Genomic DNA, 20,464 nt, shown 5'->3' with positions numbered 1-20,464 from the left:
GTGCTGGCCTTACCGGATTCCTGCCAGTGCGCCGTTCGGGCGGCGTGCTGTCCCCTTTGATTTGGAGAACACCATGACGACCCCTTCCACTCAGTCAACCAATCCCATCAGCGCGAGGCGCATACCCGGCACAGATCGGCCACGGCGGCAAGCCTGGACAGACAAGACACCCCAGGAAATCCTTGCCCGGCTGCGGCCCGGCCATGCCGATCCCATGCGCGTGCTGGAGACACTGATCGAGCTGTTCAACACCCGGCACACGGCGCGCGAGAAAACCGTCTCGCACAAGACCCGCGCCGAGCGCGCCCGCTTCCTGCGGCGTTTCTTCCTCGACCTCAAGCTGAAAGCTGGCTTCCACACCGTGCCAGATCCGCGCAACCTGGGACAGAAGCATCTGCACGCAATGGTGCAGGTGTGGCAGCGCGAGCATCTGGCACCCGCGACGATCCAGACCTACCTGTCTTTTCTGCGCGGATTGGCATCCTGGATGAACAAGCCCGGCCTCGTGCTACTTCCGGCGCGCTATGGCTTGTGCCTGGAGGAATACCAGCGCCATGAGTACGCCCAGCACGACAAAAGCTGGAGCGCGCACGGCATCGATGTGGAAGCCATCCTCGCCCAGGTCACGCAGTACGACGCACGGATCGCGGCCTCGATGCGGCTGATGCACACGCTGGCGCTGCGGCGCAAGGAATCGGTGATGTTCCGCCCTTTTGAACACGTCGCGCCCTTCGAGGACACGGGCCTGCCTGCCGAGCGCCGCAAGGCGGATGAGTACGTGTGGATCAAGGGCAAGGGTGGGCGCGTGCGCTGGGTCGCGCTGGAAACGGAACAACAGCGGGCCTCGGTGGCACTGGCGCGCTCGCTGGTCACAAGCCGCGACGCCCACCTGGGCCACCCAGCGCTCGACCTGAAGCGCAATCTGCGCCGACTCGACTACGCCCTGGAGAAGTTCGGAATCACGAAACGCCTAGCGGGCACCACGGGGCATGGACTGCGCCATGGCAATGTGAACGATCTGTACGAGAGCATTGCGGGCGTGCCGTCGCCCGTGCGTGGAGGCGGAACCGTAGCCGCCGATGTGGACCATGCGGCACGACTGGCCGTGTCCGAGCGGGCCGGCCATTCGAGGGCCAGGGCTTCCGGCGCCTATATAGGAGCGGTACTGCCCAAGCAACCCACCGGCAACCGAGGCCCAATCTCCCCTCTTTGAAGAACCCGTGTCAGGCAACGCGCAAATCAGCCTCGGCTTTGCCGTTGGCAAGCGCTTCGACAAACCACTTGGGCTTGCGACCGAAGCCTGACCAAGTGTGGCCCGCATCGTCCTTGTACTTGACGCGACCAACTTCGGGCCTGAGTCTTTTGGCAGTACCGTATGCATTGCGCGAAAGGCCGTCCAATCCCAGGTCGGCGGCAGTGATGCCGTAGTAGGCTATCGCCTCTTTCATGCGGGCAATCACCCCTGCCTTCTCTGCAACGCGGGTTTCCTCCCGCTCCCTTTGCAGCTTGGCAATCTCTGCGTCGATTTCTAGAGCCGTCCGTTTGCGAACCATAGCAGTCTCTGGATATTGAGTGCGCGGAATTGCGCGGTCATGCGGCGCAAGGCATGGTGACCCAACCGCACTACAAGTCTATAGCAGTACGCATCCGGCTCGGTTTGGGAGTCCAATCGGCCAGCCAATCACAGCGCTGGCGATACGTCGAAGTCCTCGTCGGGATAGATCGCCGCGCCGCGCGGGCGTATTCCATCCGCTTCCACTTCGTCCTCGGACAGGCCGAAGCGCGACAACGCTGCGCAGCGCGCCAGTGCTTCGGTGGACTCGCCCACCTTTCCGATATGGACGGCCTCTCCGTCGCGCACAACGCGCACATTCCATTGCTGCATGCTCATTCGGCTTCTGCCTCCGTGAGAGTCCTGGATTCGGACTGGTTAGATTCACTGCCCGCATGGAAGAACCCGAAGCGCGCCCAGGTGCGAGGATCAACTTCGATGGGGCCTGCGCGCTTGGAGTCGAGATTGACCACCACCCCATGCTGCGCGAGCCGCCCCCTGGAAAACAGTTCGTAGAGCAGCTGCGCCGCGAAGCGCACCGCCACGTCGTTGACGAACAGCCCCTGGGATGCCAGCGACATGCGAACCGAGCAGGACGGCTGGTTGTCCTCGGGAGCCGTGTCGTCGAGCAGTTCAGGAAACAGTTCGGTCACGCACGGCAGCCGCGGCTCCGTTGCCCGCGGGTCCAATGCCCTCCCGCCTTCGGGCTGGCCGAGCACCACCTGCGCCATGGCTTCCGTGTTGCCCAGGTCGAGCCAGTAGCGGTAGCGGCTGGTGTCCCGCCAAGCGATGCGGTGCAGCGCACCCCGCGCCGAGCGGCTGTCCACGCAACTGATCAGCAAGTCCGTACCCGCCCAGTAGCGCTGGCCGTTCACATGCTCCTCATAGCGCATCGGGTGGGCGTCCCAGTCCAGGCCGTAGAACTGGTTCAGGCGGTGGATGGTGACCAACGCCTTGTGCCTGCCGATGTCGGCGGCGCTGTAGAGCTGCCGACCGACATTCGCTTCGCTGACACGGTCGGCGTCGAAGGCGGTGACGTGCAGGCCGCAGGGATGGCCCAGGGCGCGCATCGCAATGTCCAGGCGCGCGAGGCACGCCGCCATCTGCGCCCCGTTGCCGCCCACGCCGACCAGATGCACCGCAACGCGGCGTTCCAGCAACTTCGGATGAATCAGGTGTTCCACCAGCGCCTCCAATTCCATGTCCTGCCGTCAGTCTCTCGCGGGGAGGATGGCTTTCAAGCGCGGTGCCAGCGTCGCACCAAGCGCAGCACCCAGCCATCGCGGCCTGCACCGGGCTCCCCTACATCCGGCATGGATGCCAACGCCTGCGGCCCCTGCCACGGATGGTGCGGCAGCGATTTGTAGAGCCCGTTGATCACCAGCCGGAAGCACGCCACCGGCGCGGGCTGGTCCAGCAGCCCGAACACCCCGGCCACCTTGATGCCCTGGTCGTCCCGGTCATCGTCGGCCGACCAGAAGGCCGGGCCACGGCCATGCGTGTGCAAGTCCACCGCTACCGACTCGTCGCTGGCCATCGGCGGCCTGCGGTAGTCGATGCGCACGGGCGAGGCACGTTCGGCCTCGCAGATCGCCAAGCGCAGCCGCCCGGTGCTGCGCGAGTAAATCAGCACCCCGGCGGCCTCATCGGGCAGGTGCTGCCGCCCATAGGCCACGAATTCCTCGATCATCCTGATCGGCAGTTGCCCGAAGCTGAACCGCAGGGACTCCTGCACCTCCCCGTAGGGCAGGCGCATCGCAGGGGGCTCCAGCCCCAAGGCGGTGATGCTGTCGAGCCAGTCCAACCGGGTCTGCACGAACCAGCCGTTGCGGGCGACCACAATGCGCTGGCCGTTGGCCATGTCCGGCAGCGCGCCGAAGCGCGGCGCGGCCACAACGGGGCAGGCGGCGAGCAGGGCCTGGTCCCTGGGGTCTATCGTGTACGTCATGGGGCCTCCGGTTCGCCGAGCAGTTGGCCCAGCGTGGTCTTGGTATCGACCAGCACCCGTTCGGGAAAGCGCTTGAAGCGCTGGTTCAGCATGTCGCGCCAGAATGCATAGGAACCGCCCCGGTAGTTCAGCAGCTTGCCCGCCACGTTGGGGTGCGTGAAGTAGGAGTGGAAGAACGCATCGTTCCAGGCACCGATCTTCTCCACGGTCGTTCCCTCGGGCACCGGCACGTTGCCCTGGCAGATGTGGCCGTGGGCATTGACATTGAAGAACGGGGCCTGGAACAGCGGCGTGCCCAGCGTCGGGCGGCGGCTGCCCTTGACCGCCCACACCCGCCACGCTCGGCTGGAGGCCCCGAAAACCAGCCCCGGCAGCGGCACCGCCTCACCGCGCTCGCCACCGCCGAAGGATTCGGCATGGTCGGCGCCCACGCGGAACGCGATGTGCCTGCGCGCCGGTGGTGCCCACCACACCAGCACGTCGCCATGCACGTAAAGCACGGTCTCAGGCAGAAAGCCGCCGTGCGCGGCCCGCTGGAGCAAGGCCGAGGCCAGTTCCCGCGCCGCCTGGGCGGTCATGGCCCGTCCCGCGCCGATGACTGGCGCACCGTCCACGGTCAGAACCTCATGCACGGTGGCAAGCGCGCCACCCGAGCGTCCGTGGTACAGCAGCACGGCCTGATCCAGCGTCAGCACGTCGTCCGTGGGTGTGTGGATGGAAAATTCCGCTTCGCTCATCTTCGATGACCTCCTGCTGTCAGTGTCCAGCGGACAGCGCGTGGATCAAGCGGTCGATCAGTCCGATCGCCTCGAAGCGCTGGCCCATGCGGTGGAACCACGCCCCGAGCGCACCGGGGTCGCTCATCGGAATCTGCGCCTCGCCCATGCGGTCGCAGAACTCAGCCTGATGCGCCATCTGGAGCAGGTCGTCGTAGATGCGCGTGGTCACATCGCCCTCGTCCCAGGACAGCACCGCGCCGAAGCCGATGTACTCGCCGTCCATGTCGGGCAGGAACTCGTCGGTGATCGTCAGGCGCGACAGCGCCAGCGCATCGGCGGCGATCTGGCGCATCCGCGGGTCGGTGAGCGTCTTGGCCGCATGCCGCAGGTTGCACGGTTTCCACGCCTTCTTGCCCTTGGACCGCCGCTCGCCCTTGCGGGGCAGTGAGAGCCAGTTCCGCGCCCATTCGGGGTAGGAAGCATCCAGCTTGCCGCGCGTGACCATTTCCTCGCGCATGGCGTCGCGTTCGGCCTCGTCGCAGTCCTCGCACATCATGTCCAGGGCGGCTTCCTCGTCCATTTCGCCCTGCCAGTACACGTAGGACGCCACGTCGCAGGCGATGTCGGGGGTGAACAGCGGGTACACATGGCGGCTCTGTTCGCGCAGCACTTGCAGAACCGTGGCCCCCAGGTGCGGCATGGCGGCATTGAGCGCCTCCAGGCCCTCGCCCACGGCCCACTCGGCCTCGCGGTATTCGCACCAGTACAAGTCGAGTTGGGCGTAGGCGGTCTGCCGATCGCCGCGCATTGCCGGGCGGTGGCCATGCTCATCCAGTACGCTGACCGCGAAACGCGGCTCCAGGCACTGTAGCGGCCCGACCTGCCGCTTGACCCAGGCGTCGATGGCGCGCTCGCACGCCTGGAGCGGGTCGGACTCGCTCTCCGGCAAGTCCCCTTCACGCACCGCGCCCGCCTCGATCAGGAAGCGGCACAGCGCCGCGTTGGCCCGAGCCTGGGAATTCGATGCAACGGTCAGCGGCACCCCTGCGCCCAGGCCCGGCAACGCCAGGAACGGCGAACAGGGCAAGACGGTGAGCGCCTTCATGGCAATGGAACCAGCATGTCGCTGGTGGCGCTGGCCCGGTGGACAGAGGCGGCGTGGTGCTGCTCCTCCAGCATCCGATGCGCGAACTGGCTCCAGGCCGACGAACGGGTCTGCACGCTGCGACGCGACAAGGCGCGGGACAGCTTGCCCGTCGCACCCAGGTTACCGCGCTCCACGGCCTGCACACGCTCCAGCAGCGCCGCGAGGCGTGGGCCGGATGGTGCTGGCCGCACGGCGTCATGGGTGCCCGCGCCCTTGGTGCCCACGGCCTTGCGAAAAACAAAGTCCTGCCGCCCGTTGGCGACCTCGCCCGCCTCGACCTCGGCGCTTACGAGTTCGGGAAACTGGGCGCTGTACAGGTCGCGCACTTCGCGTGGCGCGAGGCCGGGCACGTCCGGCAGCAGGATGCCGTTGTAGGTGAAGGTACGCACGATGGGGGTGATTTCGATCGACATGGGGATGGTTCCTTGGGTTCGGATGCGGCCACCATGGCGATGGCCTTGCGGTCAGTCTCTCGCCGGACGCCTCCGGCGCAAGGGTGCTGCGGCGGGTCATCCGAACAGGTCGAAGGACTCGCCACTGCCCGCCGCCGCGCCAGCCGTTGCGGCCTGCGGCGCGGCTTCCCCGCCATCCGCCCCATCGTCATCGTCTTGCAGCGCCGGGCTGGCCGTGGTCGCAGCCGTGGATGCCGGGGCTGGCTTGGCAGCAGGCGGCTTGGGGGCTGCGGCTTTGGCCGTCGCATCGCTGGCCTTCTTGACCGATGCCGCCTTGGCCGCCTCGATCACTTCCTTGGTGGCCTCGGCCTGCTGCGCGAGGCTGCGCCGGACTTCGCGGTAGCCGCATAGCGCTTCAATGAAGCCTGTGTCGAACTCCTGCGGGGTCGCCGTCAGGCTCAGGGGCTGGGCCAGCGCGGGCTCGCCCGTGTCCTGCCTGGGCTTGGGAATCACGTTGACCGTCAGGCGGCCGGATTTCTCGTCGGCGCTCACCGTCATGGTGAGCGTGGCACTGCAAGCCAGCGCGAACAGTTCCTCGAACATCGTCATGTCATGCTCCTTGGTGGAATGGGGGGACATGGCCCCGTGGGGGGCCGTCCAGACCATGCTAGAACCGGCTCCCCCGCTGTCCAGGGGCCAATCCGGCATCAGGCCAGGGCCGGTTCTGGCTGCGGTTCGGCTGCGGTGTCGGTGGCCTCGGAGCCTTCCACTTCATCCGCTTCGCCGCTTCCGTCCTGCGCTTCATCGGCCAGGATCGGCTGGCGCGGATAGCACATCACGGCGGGCACGGTGCCTTGGTAGGCGAACCCCGGCACCTTGAGCAAGGCCGCGATGAACTCCTGCTTCTTGCCCGAGCGCGCCACCTTGAAGCCTGAGCCCATCGCCTTCTTCAACCCCACCTCGGCCGCGAGACTCTCCAGTTCGCTCATCGTGAACAGGTCGAGGAATGCCTTGTCCCACTGGAAGTACCGGCCTTCATCGACCTCGGCGTAGTTCAGGAGAAGTTCCAGGTCACTGGTGCTGACGCCGAAGGCAGAGGACGCGGTGGCGGCTTGCAGCAGTCGCTCCAGTTGTGCCTCGGGTGCGGCATCAGCGCGTTGCAGCCCGCCTCGCACACCGAAACCTGCGCGTCCGGGCTGGCCCGCGATCCGCTCGAAGGCGTTGCGGAACTGCGCCTCGCGCAGATCGGCACCGCGCCCGGCCAGCGCCAGGGCGATCAGCACGCGCTGGCTGCGCTGCGGTTGGGCCATCAGGGCCTTGGCCAGCCATTTGCGCCACTCCGACAGGCGGTGCGCCACCACGCGCTGCGGGGTCTGGTTCGCTGGTGCGACGGCTGCGGGTTTCGCAGCGCTCTTGTTCCTTTTGCCAGCCTTCGCACTCCCCTTGCCCGCTGCCTCGGCCACTGCCGCCTGCGCATCGCGCTGCGCCTTGCGCCACAGGGCGACCTTCTGGCTGTTGCACGCAGCATCGAAACAAAGCGACCGCGTGACCTCGCCGTAGCTGCCCGGCATCGCGGACACCGAACAGCCGAAGGACTGGCACCCCTGGCAGGAGGTGTACTGCGGGGCACCAACACCCAGGTCGCCCTCGGCGGTCAGCGGCAGCGGCGTGAAGCCATCGGACGCCTTCACGATGCGGATGACCGGGAACTCGTCGCGCAGCGCGTCGGCCCGGGCCTGGACTGCCTGCAAGGTCAGTTCCTCGAAATGGCTCGGGTGCTGGCAGTAGCCCTCGCCCAGGGATTCTGCGAACAGGCCCGCCTGCCGCGCCGAGTTGTGCGCGCAGCCGCCGCACTGCGCCGTGTCGAAGATCGCATCGGCCAGCCGACGCGCATAGCGGCCCAACTGCGCCTTGAGCACGGCCACCGGCACCTTCTGCGCCAGGATGCCCTCGAGCACGGTGTCCTGCTTGTCGGGGGGAATGCCCGAGAGCAGTTCGGCGTGGCCGAGCAGGATGGTGCGGCTGGTCAGCGCCTGCAGCACGGCAGGCGTACAGGCCAGCAGCGCCAGCCGCCGCTCCAGCACCTCGGGCGACCAGCCCATGAGGCGGGCGGTTTCCTCCTTGTCGCCGCGCTGGCGCAGGAGCTGGCGCTGGGCCGCATGGGCTTCCTCGGCGGGTGACATGTCCTCGCGGTGGTAGTTCTCGATCACCGACATGGCCTCGGCGGTCTCGTCGCTGGCGTCCTTGATGACCACGGGCATGTCGTAGCCGTCTCCGAATACGTTCCTGGCGGCACGCCAGCGGCGTTCGCCCGCGATGATTTCGTAGCGGTCGGTGCCCGGAATCGGTCTCACGACAATGGGTTCGAGCACGCCGACGGCGCGGATGCCCTCCTCCAGTTCGGCCATCTTGTCGGGATCGAAGTACGTGCGCGGGTTCCTGCCCTGGACGATCCTGCGGATCGGCAAGGTGGGCTGGCTCGGGTGGGGGGTATCGGTCACGGTGCCTCCTGTCTGCATCGGGTGGGATGCAGCCATGCTCCCGCGGCCCGGCTCACCTTCAAGGGTGCTCGCGCCCCTCGTCGGCGGGCGAGCGAACCATCTCCACCCAGGCTTGCAGCGCCAGTACCTGTTCGGCGCGGGCCGCTTCCTCCCGCGAGCGGAAAGTCACGTCGCCGGGCGCATTCAAGTCCTGCCTGCGTCTGTCGCAGACGATGCGCCACTTCTTGTCGGGGTAGTTGCTGCTGATGCAACCGCAGGCCCCGCTCGGATAGCGCACGCCATGGACATACCAACCGCCGTGCCGCCAGCGCGAATAGCCGGGCGAACGCGAGGTATCCAGCATGCGGAGCACCTGCTCGAAGGCTTCGGTTGCCGTGCAATGGTTCTGTGCCACGATGGCCCCTGCAATGCCTTGAAACACGTCATCCGGGCAAGGCAGCAATGCGGCGGTGTCGCGCATCGTCTGAGCGACAACCGAGTCGAGGTACAGGCCCTCGATGGGGCGTCCCTTGCTGGCGCAGTGGATGCAAAGGTCGCGCACGGCCACGGCAATGGCCATCGCGGTGAGGTAAGTCGTCATCTCCTTCTCCTTGAAACGGAGCGGCCATCGTTTCAGGCCGTGTGGCGACTTCAAGGTCAGGAGGCTACGCGCCGGGCTGCGCAACGGCGCACCACTGCGCCCATTCATCCATCAACCTGCGGCATTCATCGAAGCGATCGGGGCGGCGGTACAGGGCACACGGCGAATCGTGCTATCCCGCGAGGCAACCACAAGCGGTAGCCGCTGGGATCTCCCTTGCAGTTCTGGCTACGCAGGTACCGCCAATCGCTGGGCTTTGCGCTGAATCAGCTCGCCATATCTTGCGCTGACAGCCTCCGCGTCCGTGCATTGCAGTTGGAGGGACACGGCCTCGGCCACGCGCCGCCTCACCGAGGCCAAGTGGCGGGCCTCTGCAGGCGTCGGCATGCAGACAGGCCAGCCGGCTTCGTACAGCAGGTGCGCAGGAATTTCTGCTTCCGCCGCCTGCCGCTGCGCGGCGCGTTCCTTGGCTTCGAGGAGCTGCGCCCGCAACGCAGGATCGAGCAGCGCCGACGCCACGTCTCCGAGCCAGTACCCGGCCTGGAAGGAAAACGTGCTGCGCGCCTCCAGCCGCACCAGTTCCCGGTAGACGGCAGCGTTGCCCTCGCAGCGCGCCGCCGCCTGCAGGTCGCCGCGCGAGGCCAGCACGCAGAAGGCACAGGACACGCGACTGCTGCCATAGATGCGGTAGGCTTCATGCAGGACGCCACCACGCTGGCCGATGTAGTCGAGCACGTCCTGGCGCTGCCAATGGACGATTGCGTTCCAGGAGAGTCCGATGCCCCGCGCGCGGGTCAGCAATGTGTCGGATTTGGCGACTGGCTGGCGTGCCCGCGCCGTGCTCTCCTGCCAGCGCAGGCCGACAGCCGAGACCACCGGCCCGGTCGGATGCCGAGCACGCATGGCCCGCGCGAGAACCTGAGATTTCATTTCCGAGGTGCAGAACCTCTGCGATGCTGAACTCCAGGGCATGATCAGCTTGACGCACGACAGTGTGCGATAGCGCTCCACATTGGCGGCCCAGCGCGACAGCCAGCGATCCAACATGTCACCGGCCGGTCGGCGCACAGTCACCAGTTCCCAGCCCAGCCGCTCCGCAAGCCGCTCGCATACAGGGGCCGAATCGCGCCATTCGATACGCCCGAGGTCGCTATGGATCAGGGCGCGGGGACCTGCATGGCCGATCCCGTCCAGATGGGCCTGCACGCGGTAAGCCAGCGCCTGGGAGTCCTTGCCGCCGCTCACGCCCACATACACCGGCGCGTGGCCTGCCAGGGCGGTGTCGATCACCGGATCGCGGGCGACGCCGAAGCGCTGCGTGGATGGCATGAGAAGGGCTTGCGGCGCCAGGTGCTCGACCGGCGCCAGCCCGGGCAGTTCGATCTGTTGCACGATGGGCCTCCTGAAATCCAGGATAGGCAGCGCCATGCGGCATCAAGGGCTCAGGTTCGTCGCCCAACAGCTGCGAGACAATGCGCTGATGTGCGATGTCCATCTCGTCGAAACACGCCGAACCACCGAACCCGCTCCGGCGGGGCAGCGCTGCAGCTATTGCAGCGAGCCGTTGCACGGGCGGTGCGTCATCGTCGCAGGCTATCTCGACGACGGATCGCAAGAGCTGTACTGCTTTGCCTACCACGAGGACTGCGCATGGGACATGGAACATGACGACGAAGTGATCGAGACCCGCGAGGGCTGCTTCGACTACGGCACCCCGCTGACCATCGGCGCACTGCCGACAGTCGTAGCCAATGTCGTTCCCAGCCCGCCTGCCGGTGCATCGCGGATCGCCGCCGAGCAGGGAGCCCCATGACCTCCTGGAAGCTCAAGCAGACTGCGCAATGCGCCAAGTGCCCCTGGAGAGTGGACGTCGACCCGCACGAAATCCCGAATGGCTACAGCGTGGACAAGCATGCTGCGCTGGCATCCACCATCGCCGCGCCGGGCGCGCTGCCGGATCCTGGCGCGCCCCTGCGTGTGATGGCTTGCCATGAAACCGAGGACGCCCATTGCGTGGGATGGCTGCACCACCAACTGGGCCAGGGCAACAACCTCGCGTTGCGATTGCGCATGCTTTCCTGCGCGAACGCGGGCGAATTGCGGCTGCGCGGCGCACAGCACCAGACCTTCGAGGCCACCCTGCCTCGCGAAGCCGCACACGCGACGACGACGCCTTCCGGAAATGGATATACAGAGATGCCGCCCTGGCAACCTCGGCGCAGAAACGAAGAGACCGCACTGGATCAATAAAATCGAACCTTGCGCACGACGCAACCCATCAACGGGCTATTCACCATCCGACAAACAACGAGACCGACAACCATGGCAACTGCGAAAAAGACCACCGCTCCAGTGAAGAAGGCCGCCAAGGCACCGCCCGCCGCGACCGGCATCCGTCCGATCAAAGACACGTTCACCAAGAGCGCGCTGATCAATCACCTGGCCGAGCAATCGAGCGTCGAGCCCAAGGCCGTGAAGGCCGTCCTGGCCGCCCTGGAAGCCACCGTGCTCGGCTCGGTCAACAAGAAGGGCGCGGGCGGGTTCACGCTTCCCGGCCTGCTCAAGATCGACGTACAAAAGGTGCCTGCCAAGCCCAAACGCAAGGGCATCAACCCGTTCACCAAGGAAGAACAGGTTTTCGCGGCCAAGCCGGCCACCGTGCGCATCAAGGCCCGCGCCCTCAAGAAGCTCAAGGACGCCGCGCTCTGATGCGATGCGACAGTAGCGGCCCGGTCAGCCGGGCTGCCCTGTCGGCATGACCCGTTCCGACCTGCACCGCCCTACCATGCGCTGCAGCCGCTGCTGCACCATAGAAAGGTGCTCGGGAAATCGCGTGACGTTGGGATCGCTGGTTTCCCGGCCCCACCAGATGCTGGCGTAGTCCGAGACCGCGCCGTTGTAGCCGCAGTCCGGGCCGTCCTCCTCGAACTCCGCGCACAGGCGCCGCAGGGCCTCGCGGAAAGTCAGCCGACGCACGGCGACCAGCACTGCGGGGTTCCACACGACCCAGACGTTGCCCCAGAAATCGCGGGCCGCGTCGTTGCCCGAGCACTCGAAGAACCTGTCGTAGGCCTCGCCCACGTCGAAACGCCCCTCCGGTGCCTTGATCCCCTCGGTCCAGCGCGCCGAGGGCGCAACCCAGGCCTCCAACACACAGCCTCCCGCGCCGTACTCGCCGTACTCGTAGGCCACGGACAGCGATTCGCTCAGGCAGATCCCGGTGCCGGTGTAGCTGCATGATGCCGAGCGCCGAAACCCCTCCCGCAAGATGCGCCGCCCGCTCGCGCTGCGCGTGCCATGGAAGAGCGGCCCCAGGCGGCCATCGGTACTGGTGTCCATGCCCTGAGCTTCCCAGCGGAGCCTCCCGGTGCAAGGTCGCCGCCCACCGCGTCAATCATCGAAAAGCCTGAGCTGGGCAGCCACTTTCGGTTGCGACGCCTGACGCACCACCGGCCTGCGCTCGGGCCGCGCATCGCTCCTGTGCGCCCGTGCGGGATGGGGCACGGCGGGGGAAACGGTATCGGTGCGCTGCGGCTCGGGCTCGCGCGCCTGCCGCGCCTCGATGCGCCGCCGCCAGCCGCCCAGCACATGGGCTGGCGTGTACCAGCGGCTCCAGACCTCGTTGCTCAACGAATTGCCGTGCAGCACGATGGCCGGGATATGCAGCAGCGAAGCCTGGAGATAGGTCATGTGGACACAGCACAGGTCGATGTCGATGCAGGTTGCGTGCATCGCGCCCTGGTAGTTCAGGCCCGCCTGCTGCAGCGCATCGGCCATCGCGATCACCATGCCGCCCGCGCCGGAGGCTGGCTCCAACACGTCGAGGAAGCCCTTCGCCCTGGCCTCGGCCCCGTCGCCGACCAGCATGCGCGCCATCATCTGGGAGACGTGGTAGGGCGTGAAGAACTGCCCAGCCCGATCATTGCCCAGTTCGAGCTGCATGTAGACACCACCGAGCACGTCGCCCAGTCCGCCCGCGGCGCAGCGCTGCTCCATCGCGAAGGTCAGGTGTCCCAGCATGCGTGGGAAGCTCTCGAATACGTCGCGCGGATACCTCTTCGCGATCTGCAGGTAGCGCGCCTCGCGTGCGTAGAACTGGCGCCGGTCCACCGCGTTGCTGAACGACAGGCAGGACAGCTCGACGAAATCCGAGAACACCTCGTGCGGGTTCCAGCGGTGAGCGGTCTTGCGGATCAGTTGCAGCAGCTCCTTGGTGTGGTCGGTACCGTCCAGGTCCATCGCCATCCTTTCGCACCCGCCCATGCGGGTCGTCCAGAACAGCATCCCGCCCGGCAGGGGCGGGTCAACGGCACCGCCCGGCCGTCAGGCAGCAGCCGGTGCGCGCCCTCAGCCTTCGGCCGCCAGTCAGCCAGCCAGGCAGGCGGCATGGCGCGATGGAAGCGCACCCGTGCCCAATAGCGCCTTGCGCGGGCGCGCACGGCCTCGCGGTGGCAGCGGCTGCCGCTCGGCACGGCCCGCCGGGCAAGTTCACCGTCTTTCACCCGGCGCTGCACCGTCGTCGCCGAGTTGCTGCCAGTCTCATTTCGGAACCACCTTACGGAGCCGTGCTCACCCTGCAAGGGCACAGCTGCCAGCGTTGCTGCGGCGTCGTCCGGCCTACTCCACAAATGAAGGATTCATCAGATCGATCCCTGCCCCTTTGCATTTGATCCACGGGCCGCCGGGATGCTCCTGGCCGTCCCAGGCCGCGAGCGCCGCAAGGGCATCGGCCGCATGCTCGTAGCAATACCGGCGCTCATAGCCTTCGAAGTTCAGTCCGACCACGAGGCCGGTCGTGAAACTGAAGCGATGCAAGCCACACACGGCAGTGCCGATGACGCGGAGTTGGATGTAGCCTTGCGAAGCCAGGAAGGCTTCGAGTTCAGCTGTCGGGCCGTCTTCCTGAACACGTCGGCGAACGCGTTTCAACATGTGCTTCCTGGGAAAACGGAGGAGCGTTGTACTGCGGCGGAGCCGCTCACTCGACGATGGGCACCGGCTCGCGGTCCTCGAACGCCGACTGCACCGCCTCGACGACGCGCAGGGCCAGCGCCTTGTCTTCGAGCACTGCGTACTCCCTTGTCAGCTTGCCGGAGACCCGCCAACCGTTCTCCTTGATCGACCGGATCATGCGTACGGCATCAGGATCTGGCATCTCCAATACGTCCTTGATGCGGCGTTGCGCGACCTCGAACCGGATCAGCACGCGGGCCTCATCCGCCATCTCGTGCCGGATCGTGTTGGCGACGAGCTGGGCCGTGTAGACCGCGTGTTCCGTGAGATCCGGGTAGCGCCAGGCCGCATCGGCGTCCTCGTAGGCGTCGAACACGAGGTTCGAGCGCACGCCGTCTTCGTAGGTGAGCATCTCCCCGAAGCGGTGGGCATCGTCGTAGCGCCGCATGAAGGGGCGCGAGAACACCTCCAGGACGCGGTCGTATCCATGGCCGAACTCCCGCACGCCGGTGATAGTGGCCGACACAGGAAGGATCACGCCCGCGGGAAGGGCCCGATCGCGCTGCAGCGTGTCGTTGATGAGGAAGCGGTGGATGCGTCCGTTGCCGTCGCTCATCGGGTGGATGTAGACGAAGCCGAACGCGATGACGGCCGCGCGCGCCAGCGCCTCCCGTCCGCGCGTCGCCTGCTCGAACGCTTTGAGCCCGTCCAGCATTCCGTCCAGCGCAGCGAAGTCCGGGCCGATGTAGTGGACGATGTCGTCGCGAATGGTGGCCTGGCCCACGAAGACCGGCGATCGGCGCACGCCGAAGCGAAGCGCGGTTTCGCCCAGGATGCCCTTCTGCAGCACGGTGAGGCTGTCGATGCCCAGTGGCTCCTCGAGCTTGCCGCAGTGCTCGGCCATGACATGGGCAAACCGCTTGATGCGGTCGGTCTTGTCCGCCTCGTGCTCGATCAGGAAACTCGCCCGCGACTCCTTGAGCGTGAGCCACGCCGCGGCGCGCATCAGCACGTCCTCGCCGAACTGGCGGTCCAGCTCGGCGATCGCCCCGAAGGGATCGAACTGCAGCGCTTGGCCGAGGGCCGGGGTACGGCGCACGAGCGGACAGAACGCCGGGGTGCCCGGCAGGTTGTTGTTGATGCGCCAGCGCCGCTCCCGGACGGCCTCGGTGCGTGTCAGATAGGCGTCGGCGGACACCGCATCGACATAGGTTCCTGCGGCCAGGTCCGGCACGTCGAGCCGGTGCCCGGTGAGCCACTCGTAGAAGAAGCCGGCACGGCGTGCGTACTGCCCGAAGGGCTCAGCCCGGCACCACCGCTCCAGCGGCTCCGGCCCACAGGCTGCGAATAGCCGCGCGAAGAATTCGAGGTGGATCTCCTCGTACTTCAAGCCAAACTCGAAGTGGCCAGCGAAGCTGTCTGTCGGCCGGTAGACACCTGGATATTGGGTCAGGATGCGCTCGGGTGACTCCCGCACCGAGCGGGTGGTACCGATGGTCGATTCCACCCGCAGGGGCTGCACCAAGGCGATGCCGTACTGAGCCTCCAGGGCCTTGAAGCCAATCTGCATGTTACAAAAATCCCCTTATTCGCCTCAAAAAATGATGATTATCAACTCCGTTGGAGCAAAAACACTTCGGCATATGGTTACATAAATACGCTGACAACCCAAGAAAAACGATGATTAATGGCCGATATGTTGGAAAAACACCTCCGCACAAGCCGATGGCAGGGAGCACCACCGATCAGTAATAGCGTGACGCTCCCGGCCAGGTCAATGCCAACGCCGATGCCGATGCCGCCAGAAATCTCCCGCAGACCGGGGCGCTTGCGCGGCACTCCTTCATAAACGCCAACTGCTGCGCCGCGGCTGCCCTCACACTAGGGACTCCCTCGCTTCCCTTGCGGAAGACTTCCCAGCTCCGGCTGGGCGTAGCAGTCGTTACCTGCCTCTACGGGATTCGCCGCCATCGCCCGCGTGCGGTGGCAAAGCCATGCGCAGCATTGGTGGTCGCCGCCATCTGAGCGGCAACCCGGCCGACAACGGGATTCCGAGCGATCCCAGCCTCTCCTTCGCCGCCGGCCAGCCCACCATGGCTGCACGTCGGCGGCTTCTTCATTTCCCGCCACCCTTGCGGTGGCCAAGCAGTGGGCGAGTCGCCTGGGTCTTCAGGCCCAACCCCCGCCCTCCCTTTGACAGGAGAATTCACATGCAAGCAGAAACGCTCCAGGCGGCCCACCGGCCGCCTGAGATTGAGCGCACCCGCGTGGCAGTCGCCCTGCCACCGGATGCGACCTCCTCCGGCGAGGCGCTTTTCGTGCCGATCACCTGGGAAGATACGAACGACGACGGGGTGGGACGGCCCCGGATCCTGCGGGATCCGCACGATGCGCTGCCCTGCTTCACCAGCCGGAGACTGATCGGCTTCCTCTGCCAGGACCGGGCCACGCGCACGGTCGATGGCAATCTGAAGCTCTGGTACGGGGAGGTCAGCCCCGAAGACTACCTCCGGCTGTGGCGCGAGGCCCTCAAGAGCCCCCTGACGCCAGCGCAGCTGGCCGAGCGGCATGGCCTGTGCCTTCGCGTCACGCTGTGCGCAACCCTCGACAGGGTGCGCGGCATGCGCTGCCCCTGGCCGAATGCTCCATTCGAGACCTTCGAGCATCTGGAGGCCTTCTATGGAACGCGGCTGATCCACATCACGGCTGAAACCGGCGAGACACGCTTCGGGCTCTCGCTCGACCTGCGCGAGCCCGAGGCCGCGCGCCATACGTTCTACGTTGAATCGCTGCTGGCCCAGACCGGGGACACGCAGGCCGGGATGCGCGTGACGCTCGGGCGCGTGGCCCAGCCCCCGTACCGCCTGCCTGTCTTCGACTGGCAGGCCAACCTGTTCGAGGAGGCCACGCCATGAGCCACCGCGTCGAATACCAGTGGGCCGCGTTCCACGTGCCAGGCGCTCCGCTCGGGCTGGCCCAGGACCGCTACATCATCGCCATCGAAGGCGGCGACAACACCGTGCGCTGCGGAACCCACGGCAGACGTGCATGCAGTTGGAACGCCTGCATGGTAGGTGACCGCTCGCAGATCCTGCGGCAGGCCGTTCAGGCTGCCGGTGCCTGCGAGAACGGCAGCTTGAGGCCCCATGGACGCCGCTGGATGCCGGAGACCTACATCCGCCAGATCCGCTATCTGCTGGACGCGGCCGCCGCCACGCCCCCGCAGGGATCCTGGCATGCGCGGCTGCGCGCTGCGGCGGACCACCCCGCCATCGAGGCGCTGCGCCAGCTCGGCCTGGAACCGCGGCTGGAAACCCGCGACGGGCAGCAGCAGGCTCTCGTCGAGCCACGGCCCGAGCACCATGGCGCGTACTTCGCGCTGATCGATCGCTACGCCAGCGGACTGCCTGCGCGGTGCTGGATCGAGGTGTGCGGACTGCCGACCTCGTGAACGTCCGGCATCTCCTGGAGAAAAGCCCTGCCGCCATGCGGCAGGGCTTTCGTTTTCCAGCTCACGCCTGCGCGCGTTTCACGCCACGCGCCGTTCCTGCCCCGGCTCCGCACCTCGCACAACACGAAACGGCGGCAACCCCGCGATCAGACGCCGCCCCCACGGGGTGCTTCCGAGCCGCGTATCCAGCACCGTGATGCGGCCGCGGTCCTCGCACGTGCGCAGCAGCCGGCCCACGGCCTGCGCCAGCCGGATACCAACCTCCGGAACGCTGCGCTCCATGAAGGCCGACCTGCCTTGGGCCTCGATCCATTCGCGCCGGGCCTGCTCCACCGGGTCGTCGGGCACGGCGAACGGCAGCTTGGCCATGATCAGATGCGTGCAGTAGGCACCGGGCAGGTCCACGCCCTCGGACAAGCTGGCCAATCCGAACAGGACGGAGCGCTGGCCCTGGTCGATGCGCACCCTGTGCCGTTCCAGCAGCTCGCGCTTGGACACCGTCCCCTGCATCAGCACCTCCCCGCGCAGCGCGGACGGCAGGGCCTGCTCGACCTGGTGCATCTGGCGGGCCGACGCGAACAGCACCAAAGCGCCCGCCTGGGCCGCCAGCAGCGGAGGCAGCCGCGCCGCGACCTCCTGCGTGTGGGCCTCGGCATCGCGCGGGTGCGAGCGCATGCGGGGCAGGTGCAGTTCGGCCTGGGCCTGGTGATCGAAGGGCGATGGCAGGTTGAGCGCACGCACGCTGCCGTAGACATCCAGGCCGGACTCCTCCAAGAAGAGGTCGAACGATCCGCAGGCCTGCAGCGTCGCCGAGGTCAGCACCGCCGCGCCGGCGCGCTCCCAGAGCAGCGCGCGCAGGCGCTCCCCGCCGCTGATCGGTGCCGCACACACGTGGTACTCGGCCGTGCCGCCTGTCCTGCCGCCGCGCTCGACCCAGCGCGCCATGGGCTTCCCGCCATCGGGCACCGGGCACAGCATTCCGTCCCAGGTAGCGGCCAGGTGCTCCGCGCTGCCGAGGCAGGCACCGAGCGCCGCGACGTGGGGCTGCGCGGCCACCGCATCCTGGCGAGCGCGTTCCAACGCTGCATTCCGTACGGAACCCAGGGCCTCTCGGAGTGCCGCGGCGGCCGCGCGGATGCGGCTCCCCGCCTCGGCGATGCCCGGCGGCAGCGCGCCATGCGGGAAACGGTGAACCTCGCCGTCGTCGCCGAACGCGCAATGCCGGGACAATGCCGCGTGCAGCGCCGCCACATCCGTGCCGAGGCGCTGCCCCTCATTCTCGACGGCTTCCACCAACCCGCGGTCCAGCCGCAGGGCGCTGCCCGCCTCGGCCGCCACGGCGGCGGCCTCCTCAGCCCAGCGCGCGGCGCCGAGCACCGCGTGCCGCGACGCGCTGCGAGCGGCCGCCTTTGCTGGCAGGCCGTGGGCCTCGTCGAACACGAAGAGGGTTTCTGACGGGTCCGGCAGCAGCGCCCCGGGCTCCATCTCCAGCGCGGCCAGCACGAGGTCATGGTTGGCCACGATGACGTCCACTTCCTTGAGCCGCTGCCGGGCGGCCTGGTAGGGGCAGCGCGCGTAGTCCGCGCAGCGCGGCCCGAGGCAGCCCTGGCGGTCGGTGCTGATGCGGTTCCAAAGACCGTCCGGGATCGGCTCCGGCCATTCGTCGCGGTCGCCGGACCAGCTCTCGCCCGCGAAGGCATGGGCCAGCCGCCCTTCCAGGCGCACAGGCTGCGCCAACGCATGCGGGACCGGCGAGCCTCCGAGGTCGGCGACGGGCTGCTGGGCCTGCGGCCGCAGCAGCTTGGCCGGGCACACGTAGCGCCGCCGACCCTTCGCCAGTGCGCAACTGAACGCGACCGGCAGGTGCCTCTGCAGGGCGGGCAGATCCTTCGCCATGAGCTGCTCCTGCAGCGCTACAGTCGAGGACGACACGACCACGGTGCGTCCGCGCGAACGCGCGAGCACGATGGCCGGCAGCAGGTAGCCCAGGGTCTTTCCCGTACCGGTGCCGGCCTCGATCGCAGCGATACGCTGGGCTGGTGGCCGCAAGCCTTCTTCCGCGTCGCCAAGGCTGCCCAGGGCCTGCGCCACCTCGGCCATCATCACGAGCTGCCCCCGGCGGCTCGTGTAGTCCGGCATGGCCTCGCGCAGCGCGCGCAGGCAGGTCTGCATCTGGGATTTTTCTGCATCGGTGAGCATGCGGACAGCTTCTCGCGACATGCGGCGTCTTCAAGAGCCAGCACTCGCCGGGACGCCGAGACCCTGCACGCGCGCCGCCCGAAGCCCCATGCCCGCGGGGCTGCCTTCGTACCCCAGAAACAGCAACGCCCGGCCCGCCATCCAAGGCGGTCCGGGCGTTTTATTGCGCTCCTATCTATTTCGTTTGTCGGCCTCAGCCGATCTGGACCACGACCAGCACGGCGTCCAGGGTGCTGCCATGCTGCGCGCAGAACCGCTCGCAGGGCTCTGCCGCCCGGTCTCTCAGGCCAGCCTGTCGGGCCAGCGCGAGCAAGTGCAGCAACGCATCCGACGGCGCGAAGAGCACATCGCGGCCTTCTCCATCGACCCACAGGATGGCACCGGGCTCGGACTCGGGCCGGGCCGACGCGATGTCATCCACTTCATCGGCATAGTTCGACAGCAGGTCCTCCAGCCAGTCGGCCTGGTTCTCCCGCAGTCTCGCCGTCTCGACGTCCAGGCCGTGTGCGCAGGCGAGTGCCTTGCGCGCATGGAGCAGCACCTCCTCCAACATTGCGCTGTGCGAGAGCACGCCAGCCTGCGCATCGCTGATCCACAGCCAGGCCAGCACCCAGGCGCCGCCGTCGCCGACCGAAGTGGTGGTGTGGTCGTCGATCTCCGTGTCGTCGTCCGCATCGATAGTCGCGCGGGCCGCCGAGACGTAGGGATCGTCTCCGGGCACCGCGAAAGCCCGGATGCACTCTCCGATGGTCAGGCCCCCTGCGCACAGGGCTTCCAGGGAAGGGATGCCTGGTACCGCACCCGACGCCGGTACGGACGGCGCAGTTTCGCGGGACTGGTCCTGGTTGGCCGACTCGCGCAGGTAGTGGCGCGCTCGCTCGATCACGGCCCAGCAGTCTCCGGTGGCAGGCTCATCGTTGCTCTCGGCGAACCTGAGCGCGTACGCCAGCAGGTCGTCGATGAGCGTTCTCGGATCGGTGTTCATGTGGTTTCTCCTTCATGAAAATGAAGGGGCGCTACCC

23 protein-coding genes are annotated in these 20,464 nt (G+C 67.3%); 6 read left to right on the top strand and 17 right to left on the bottom strand.

The genetic code is table 11. From position 1 onward, the window contains the following. The first annotated feature begins 73 nt into the window (after positions 1–73). Positions 74–1,213, top strand: a complete 1,140-nt coding sequence (locus tag AC23D4_RS20145; RefSeq protein ID WP_108500028.1) for a phage integrase N-terminal domain-containing protein — start codon at positions 74–76, stop codon at positions 1,211–1,213. 10 nt (positions 1,214–1,223) lie between these two features. Here AC23D4_RS20145 and AC23D4_RS20140 read toward each other — a convergent pair whose 3' ends face one another. From AC23D4_RS20140 to AC23D4_RS20090, 11 genes are all read right to left on the bottom strand, one after another. After that, positions 1,224–1,553: an H-NS histone family protein gene (locus tag AC23D4_RS20140; RefSeq protein ID WP_108500027.1), complete on the bottom strand. Its 330-nt coding sequence runs from the start codon at positions 1,551–1,553 to the stop codon at positions 1,224–1,226. Positions 1,554–1,681: 128 nt separating this feature from the next. Next, complete coding sequence (locus AC23D4_RS20135; RefSeq protein ID WP_108500026.1) at positions 1,682–1,891, bottom strand: hypothetical protein; 210 nt, start codon at positions 1,889–1,891, stop codon at positions 1,682–1,684. Further along, a complete protein-coding gene (locus AC23D4_RS20130; protein ID WP_233250756.1) occupies positions 1,888–2,754 on the bottom strand; it encodes a PRTRC system ThiF family protein in 867 nt (288 codons plus the stop codon). Before AC23D4_RS20130 ends, AC23D4_RS20135 begins: the two co-directional genes overlap by 4 nt. A 35-nt stretch (positions 2,755–2,789) precedes the next feature. Beyond that, positions 2,790–3,500 (bottom strand): PRTRC system protein A, encoded by a 711-nt coding sequence (locus AC23D4_RS20125; RefSeq protein ID WP_108500025.1) that lies wholly within the window; start codon positions 3,498–3,500, stop codon positions 2,790–2,792. Continuing rightward, positions 3,497–4,237, bottom strand: a complete 741-nt coding sequence (locus tag AC23D4_RS20120) for a PRTRC system protein B (RefSeq protein WP_108500024.1) — start codon at positions 4,235–4,237, stop codon at positions 3,497–3,499. Before AC23D4_RS20120 ends, AC23D4_RS20125 begins: the two co-directional genes overlap by 4 nt. Positions 4,238–4,256: 19 nt before the next feature. Continuing rightward, the gene (locus AC23D4_RS20115; protein WP_108500040.1) at positions 4,257–5,306 is read right to left on the bottom strand and encodes a PRTRC system protein F; all 1,050 of its coding nucleotides are present in this window, start codon (positions 5,304–5,306) and stop codon (positions 4,257–4,259) included. A gap of 14 nt (positions 5,307–5,320) precedes the next feature. Further along, positions 5,321–5,779 (bottom strand): PRTRC system protein C, encoded by a 459-nt coding sequence (locus AC23D4_RS20110; protein ID WP_108500023.1) that lies wholly within the window; start codon positions 5,777–5,779, stop codon positions 5,321–5,323. 96 nt (positions 5,780–5,875) lie between these two features. Beyond that, positions 5,876–6,367 (bottom strand): PRTRC system protein E, encoded by a 492-nt coding sequence (locus tag AC23D4_RS20105; protein WP_108500022.1) that lies wholly within the window; start codon positions 6,365–6,367, stop codon positions 5,876–5,878. A 98-nt stretch (positions 6,368–6,465) separates the two neighbouring features. Beyond that, positions 6,466–8,259: a PRTRC system ParB family protein gene (locus AC23D4_RS20100; protein WP_108500039.1), complete on the bottom strand. Its 1,794-nt coding sequence runs from the start codon at positions 8,257–8,259 to the stop codon at positions 6,466–6,468. A 58-nt stretch (positions 8,260–8,317) separates the two neighbouring features. Next, positions 8,318–8,839 (bottom strand): hypothetical protein, encoded by a 522-nt coding sequence (locus AC23D4_RS20095; protein WP_108500021.1) that lies wholly within the window; start codon positions 8,837–8,839, stop codon positions 8,318–8,320. Positions 8,840–9,067: 228 nt separating this feature from the next. After that, a complete protein-coding gene (locus AC23D4_RS20090; protein WP_162016906.1) occupies positions 9,068–10,231 on the bottom strand; it encodes a phosphoadenosine phosphosulfate reductase domain-containing protein in 1,164 nt (387 codons plus the stop codon). Position 10,232: 1 nt separating this feature from the next. On the opposite strand from AC23D4_RS20090, the gene AC23D4_RS20085 reads away from it, so the two are divergent. From AC23D4_RS20085 to AC23D4_RS20075, 3 genes are all read left to right on the top strand, one after another. After that, positions 10,233–10,652 carry a hypothetical protein gene (locus AC23D4_RS20085; RefSeq protein ID WP_108500019.1) on the top strand — a complete coding sequence of 140 codons (420 nt, stop codon included), beginning with the start codon at positions 10,233–10,235 and terminating at the stop codon, positions 10,650–10,652. Further along, positions 10,649–11,089 carry a DUF6283 family protein gene (locus tag AC23D4_RS20080; RefSeq protein ID WP_108500018.1) on the top strand — a complete coding sequence of 147 codons (441 nt, stop codon included), beginning with the start codon at positions 10,649–10,651 and terminating at the stop codon, positions 11,087–11,089. The genes AC23D4_RS20085 and AC23D4_RS20080 overlap by 4 nt, the downstream gene beginning before the upstream one ends. Positions 11,090–11,161: 72 nt before the next feature. Next, positions 11,162–11,548 carry an HU family DNA-binding protein gene (locus tag AC23D4_RS20075; protein ID WP_108500017.1) on the top strand — a complete coding sequence of 129 codons (387 nt, stop codon included), beginning with the start codon at positions 11,162–11,164 and terminating at the stop codon, positions 11,546–11,548. Between the two features lie 24 nt (positions 11,549–11,572). Here the strand turns inward: AC23D4_RS20075 and AC23D4_RS20070 are convergent, their stop codons facing one another. The 4 genes from AC23D4_RS20070 to AC23D4_RS20055 form a co-directional block, all read right to left on the bottom strand. Then, positions 11,573–12,178 carry a hypothetical protein gene (locus tag AC23D4_RS20070; RefSeq protein WP_108500016.1) on the bottom strand — a complete coding sequence of 202 codons (606 nt, stop codon included), beginning with the start codon at positions 12,176–12,178 and terminating at the stop codon, positions 11,573–11,575. Between the two features lie 51 nt (positions 12,179–12,229). Beyond that, on the bottom strand, positions 12,230–13,123 hold the full coding sequence (locus tag AC23D4_RS20065) for an N-6 DNA methylase (protein WP_233250754.1): 894 nt from the start codon (positions 13,121–13,123) through the stop codon (positions 12,230–12,232). A 333-nt stretch (positions 13,124–13,456) separates the two neighbouring features. Further along, entirely contained in the window at positions 13,457–13,771 is a 315-nt protein-coding gene (locus AC23D4_RS20060; protein ID WP_108500015.1) for a hypothetical protein, read from the bottom strand. 46 nt (positions 13,772–13,817) lie between these two features. Continuing rightward, positions 13,818–15,362 (bottom strand): Fic family protein, encoded by a 1,545-nt coding sequence (locus AC23D4_RS20055; protein ID WP_108500014.1) that lies wholly within the window; start codon positions 15,360–15,362, stop codon positions 13,818–13,820. A 640-nt stretch (positions 15,363–16,002) separates the two neighbouring features. On the opposite strand from AC23D4_RS20055, the gene AC23D4_RS20050 reads away from it, so the two are divergent. Together AC23D4_RS20050 and AC23D4_RS20045 are read left to right on the top strand one after the other, a co-directional pair. Beyond that, positions 16,003–16,707, top strand: a complete 705-nt coding sequence (locus AC23D4_RS20050; protein WP_108497890.1) for a hypothetical protein — start codon at positions 16,003–16,005, stop codon at positions 16,705–16,707. Further along, positions 16,704–17,243: a hypothetical protein gene (locus tag AC23D4_RS20045; protein WP_108497889.1), complete on the top strand. Its 540-nt coding sequence runs from the start codon at positions 16,704–16,706 to the stop codon at positions 17,241–17,243. Before AC23D4_RS20050 ends, AC23D4_RS20045 begins: the two co-directional genes overlap by 4 nt. A gap of 78 nt (positions 17,244–17,321) precedes the next feature. On the opposite strand, the gene dinG is transcribed toward AC23D4_RS20045, so the two are convergent. Continuing rightward, the gene (dinG, locus tag AC23D4_RS20040) at positions 17,322–19,442 is read right to left on the bottom strand and encodes an ATP-dependent DNA helicase DinG (protein WP_162016920.1); all 2,121 of its coding nucleotides are present in this window, start codon (positions 19,440–19,442) and stop codon (positions 17,322–17,324) included. A 193-nt stretch (positions 19,443–19,635) separates the two neighbouring features. After that, positions 19,636–20,427 carry a hypothetical protein gene (locus AC23D4_RS20035; RefSeq protein WP_108498269.1) on the bottom strand — a complete coding sequence of 264 codons (792 nt, stop codon included), beginning with the start codon at positions 20,425–20,427 and terminating at the stop codon, positions 19,636–19,638. Positions 20,428–20,464 lie beyond the last annotated feature (37 nt).

It is taken from the genome of Hydrogenophaga sp. L76 (genome assembly GCF_057654755.1).
The sequence above is the reverse complement of the archived record's forward strand: the minus strand, read 5'-3'. Positions and strand labels throughout refer to the sequence as shown.

Bases quoted from the DNA above. Each gene is read 5' to 3' on its own strand.
- AC23D4_RS20125 (WP_108500025.1), bottom strand. From the start codon at position 3,500: ATGACGTACACGATAGACCCCAGGGACCAGGCCCTGCTCGCCGCCTGC.
- dinG (WP_162016920.1), bottom strand. From the start codon at position 19,442: ATGCTCACCGATGCAGAAAAATCCCAGATGCAGACCTGCCTGCGCGCG.
- AC23D4_RS20145 (WP_108500028.1), top strand. From the start codon at position 74: ATGACGACCCCTTCCACTCAGTCAACCAATCCCATCAGCGCGAGGCGC.
- AC23D4_RS20130 (WP_233250756.1), bottom strand. From the start codon at position 2,754: ATGGAATTGGAGGCGCTGGTGGAACACCTGATTCATCCGAAGTTGCTG.
- AC23D4_RS20135 (WP_108500026.1), bottom strand. From the start codon at position 1,891: ATGAGCATGCAGCAATGGAATGTGCGCGTTGTGCGCGACGGAGAGGCC.
- AC23D4_RS20035 (WP_108498269.1), bottom strand. From the start codon at position 20,427: ATGAACACCGATCCGAGAACGCTCATCGACGACCTGCTGGCGTACGCG.
- AC23D4_RS20085 (WP_108500019.1), top strand. From the start codon at position 10,233: ATGGGCCTCCTGAAATCCAGGATAGGCAGCGCCATGCGGCATCAAGGG.
- AC23D4_RS20050 (WP_108497890.1), top strand. From the start codon at position 16,003: ATGCAAGCAGAAACGCTCCAGGCGGCCCACCGGCCGCCTGAGATTGAG.
- AC23D4_RS20075 (WP_108500017.1), top strand. From the start codon at position 11,162: ATGGCAACTGCGAAAAAGACCACCGCTCCAGTGAAGAAGGCCGCCAAG.
- AC23D4_RS20080 (WP_108500018.1), top strand. From the start codon at position 10,649: ATGACCTCCTGGAAGCTCAAGCAGACTGCGCAATGCGCCAAGTGCCCC.
- AC23D4_RS20070 (WP_108500016.1), bottom strand. From the start codon at position 12,178: ATGGACACCAGTACCGATGGCCGCCTGGGGCCGCTCTTCCATGGCACG.
- AC23D4_RS20055 (WP_108500014.1), bottom strand. From the start codon at position 15,362: ATGCAGATTGGCTTCAAGGCCCTGGAGGCTCAGTACGGCATCGCCTTG.
- AC23D4_RS20065 (WP_233250754.1), bottom strand. From the start codon at position 13,123: ATGCTGTTCTGGACGACCCGCATGGGCGGGTGCGAAAGGATGGCGATG.
- AC23D4_RS20095 (WP_108500021.1), bottom strand. From the start codon at position 8,839: ATGACGACTTACCTCACCGCGATGGCCATTGCCGTGGCCGTGCGCGAC.
- AC23D4_RS20140 (WP_108500027.1), bottom strand. From the start codon at position 1,553: ATGGTTCGCAAACGGACGGCTCTAGAAATCGACGCAGAGATTGCCAAG.
- AC23D4_RS20105 (WP_108500022.1), bottom strand. From the start codon at position 6,367: ATGACGATGTTCGAGGAACTGTTCGCGCTGGCTTGCAGTGCCACGCTC.
- AC23D4_RS20045 (WP_108497889.1), top strand. From the start codon at position 16,704: ATGAGCCACCGCGTCGAATACCAGTGGGCCGCGTTCCACGTGCCAGGC.
- AC23D4_RS20060 (WP_108500015.1), bottom strand. From the start codon at position 13,771: ATGTTGAAACGCGTTCGCCGACGTGTTCAGGAAGACGGCCCGACAGCT.
- AC23D4_RS20110 (WP_108500023.1), bottom strand. From the start codon at position 5,779: ATGTCGATCGAAATCACCCCCATCGTGCGTACCTTCACCTACAACGGC.
- AC23D4_RS20120 (WP_108500024.1), bottom strand. From the start codon at position 4,237: ATGAGCGAAGCGGAATTTTCCATCCACACACCCACGGACGACGTGCTG.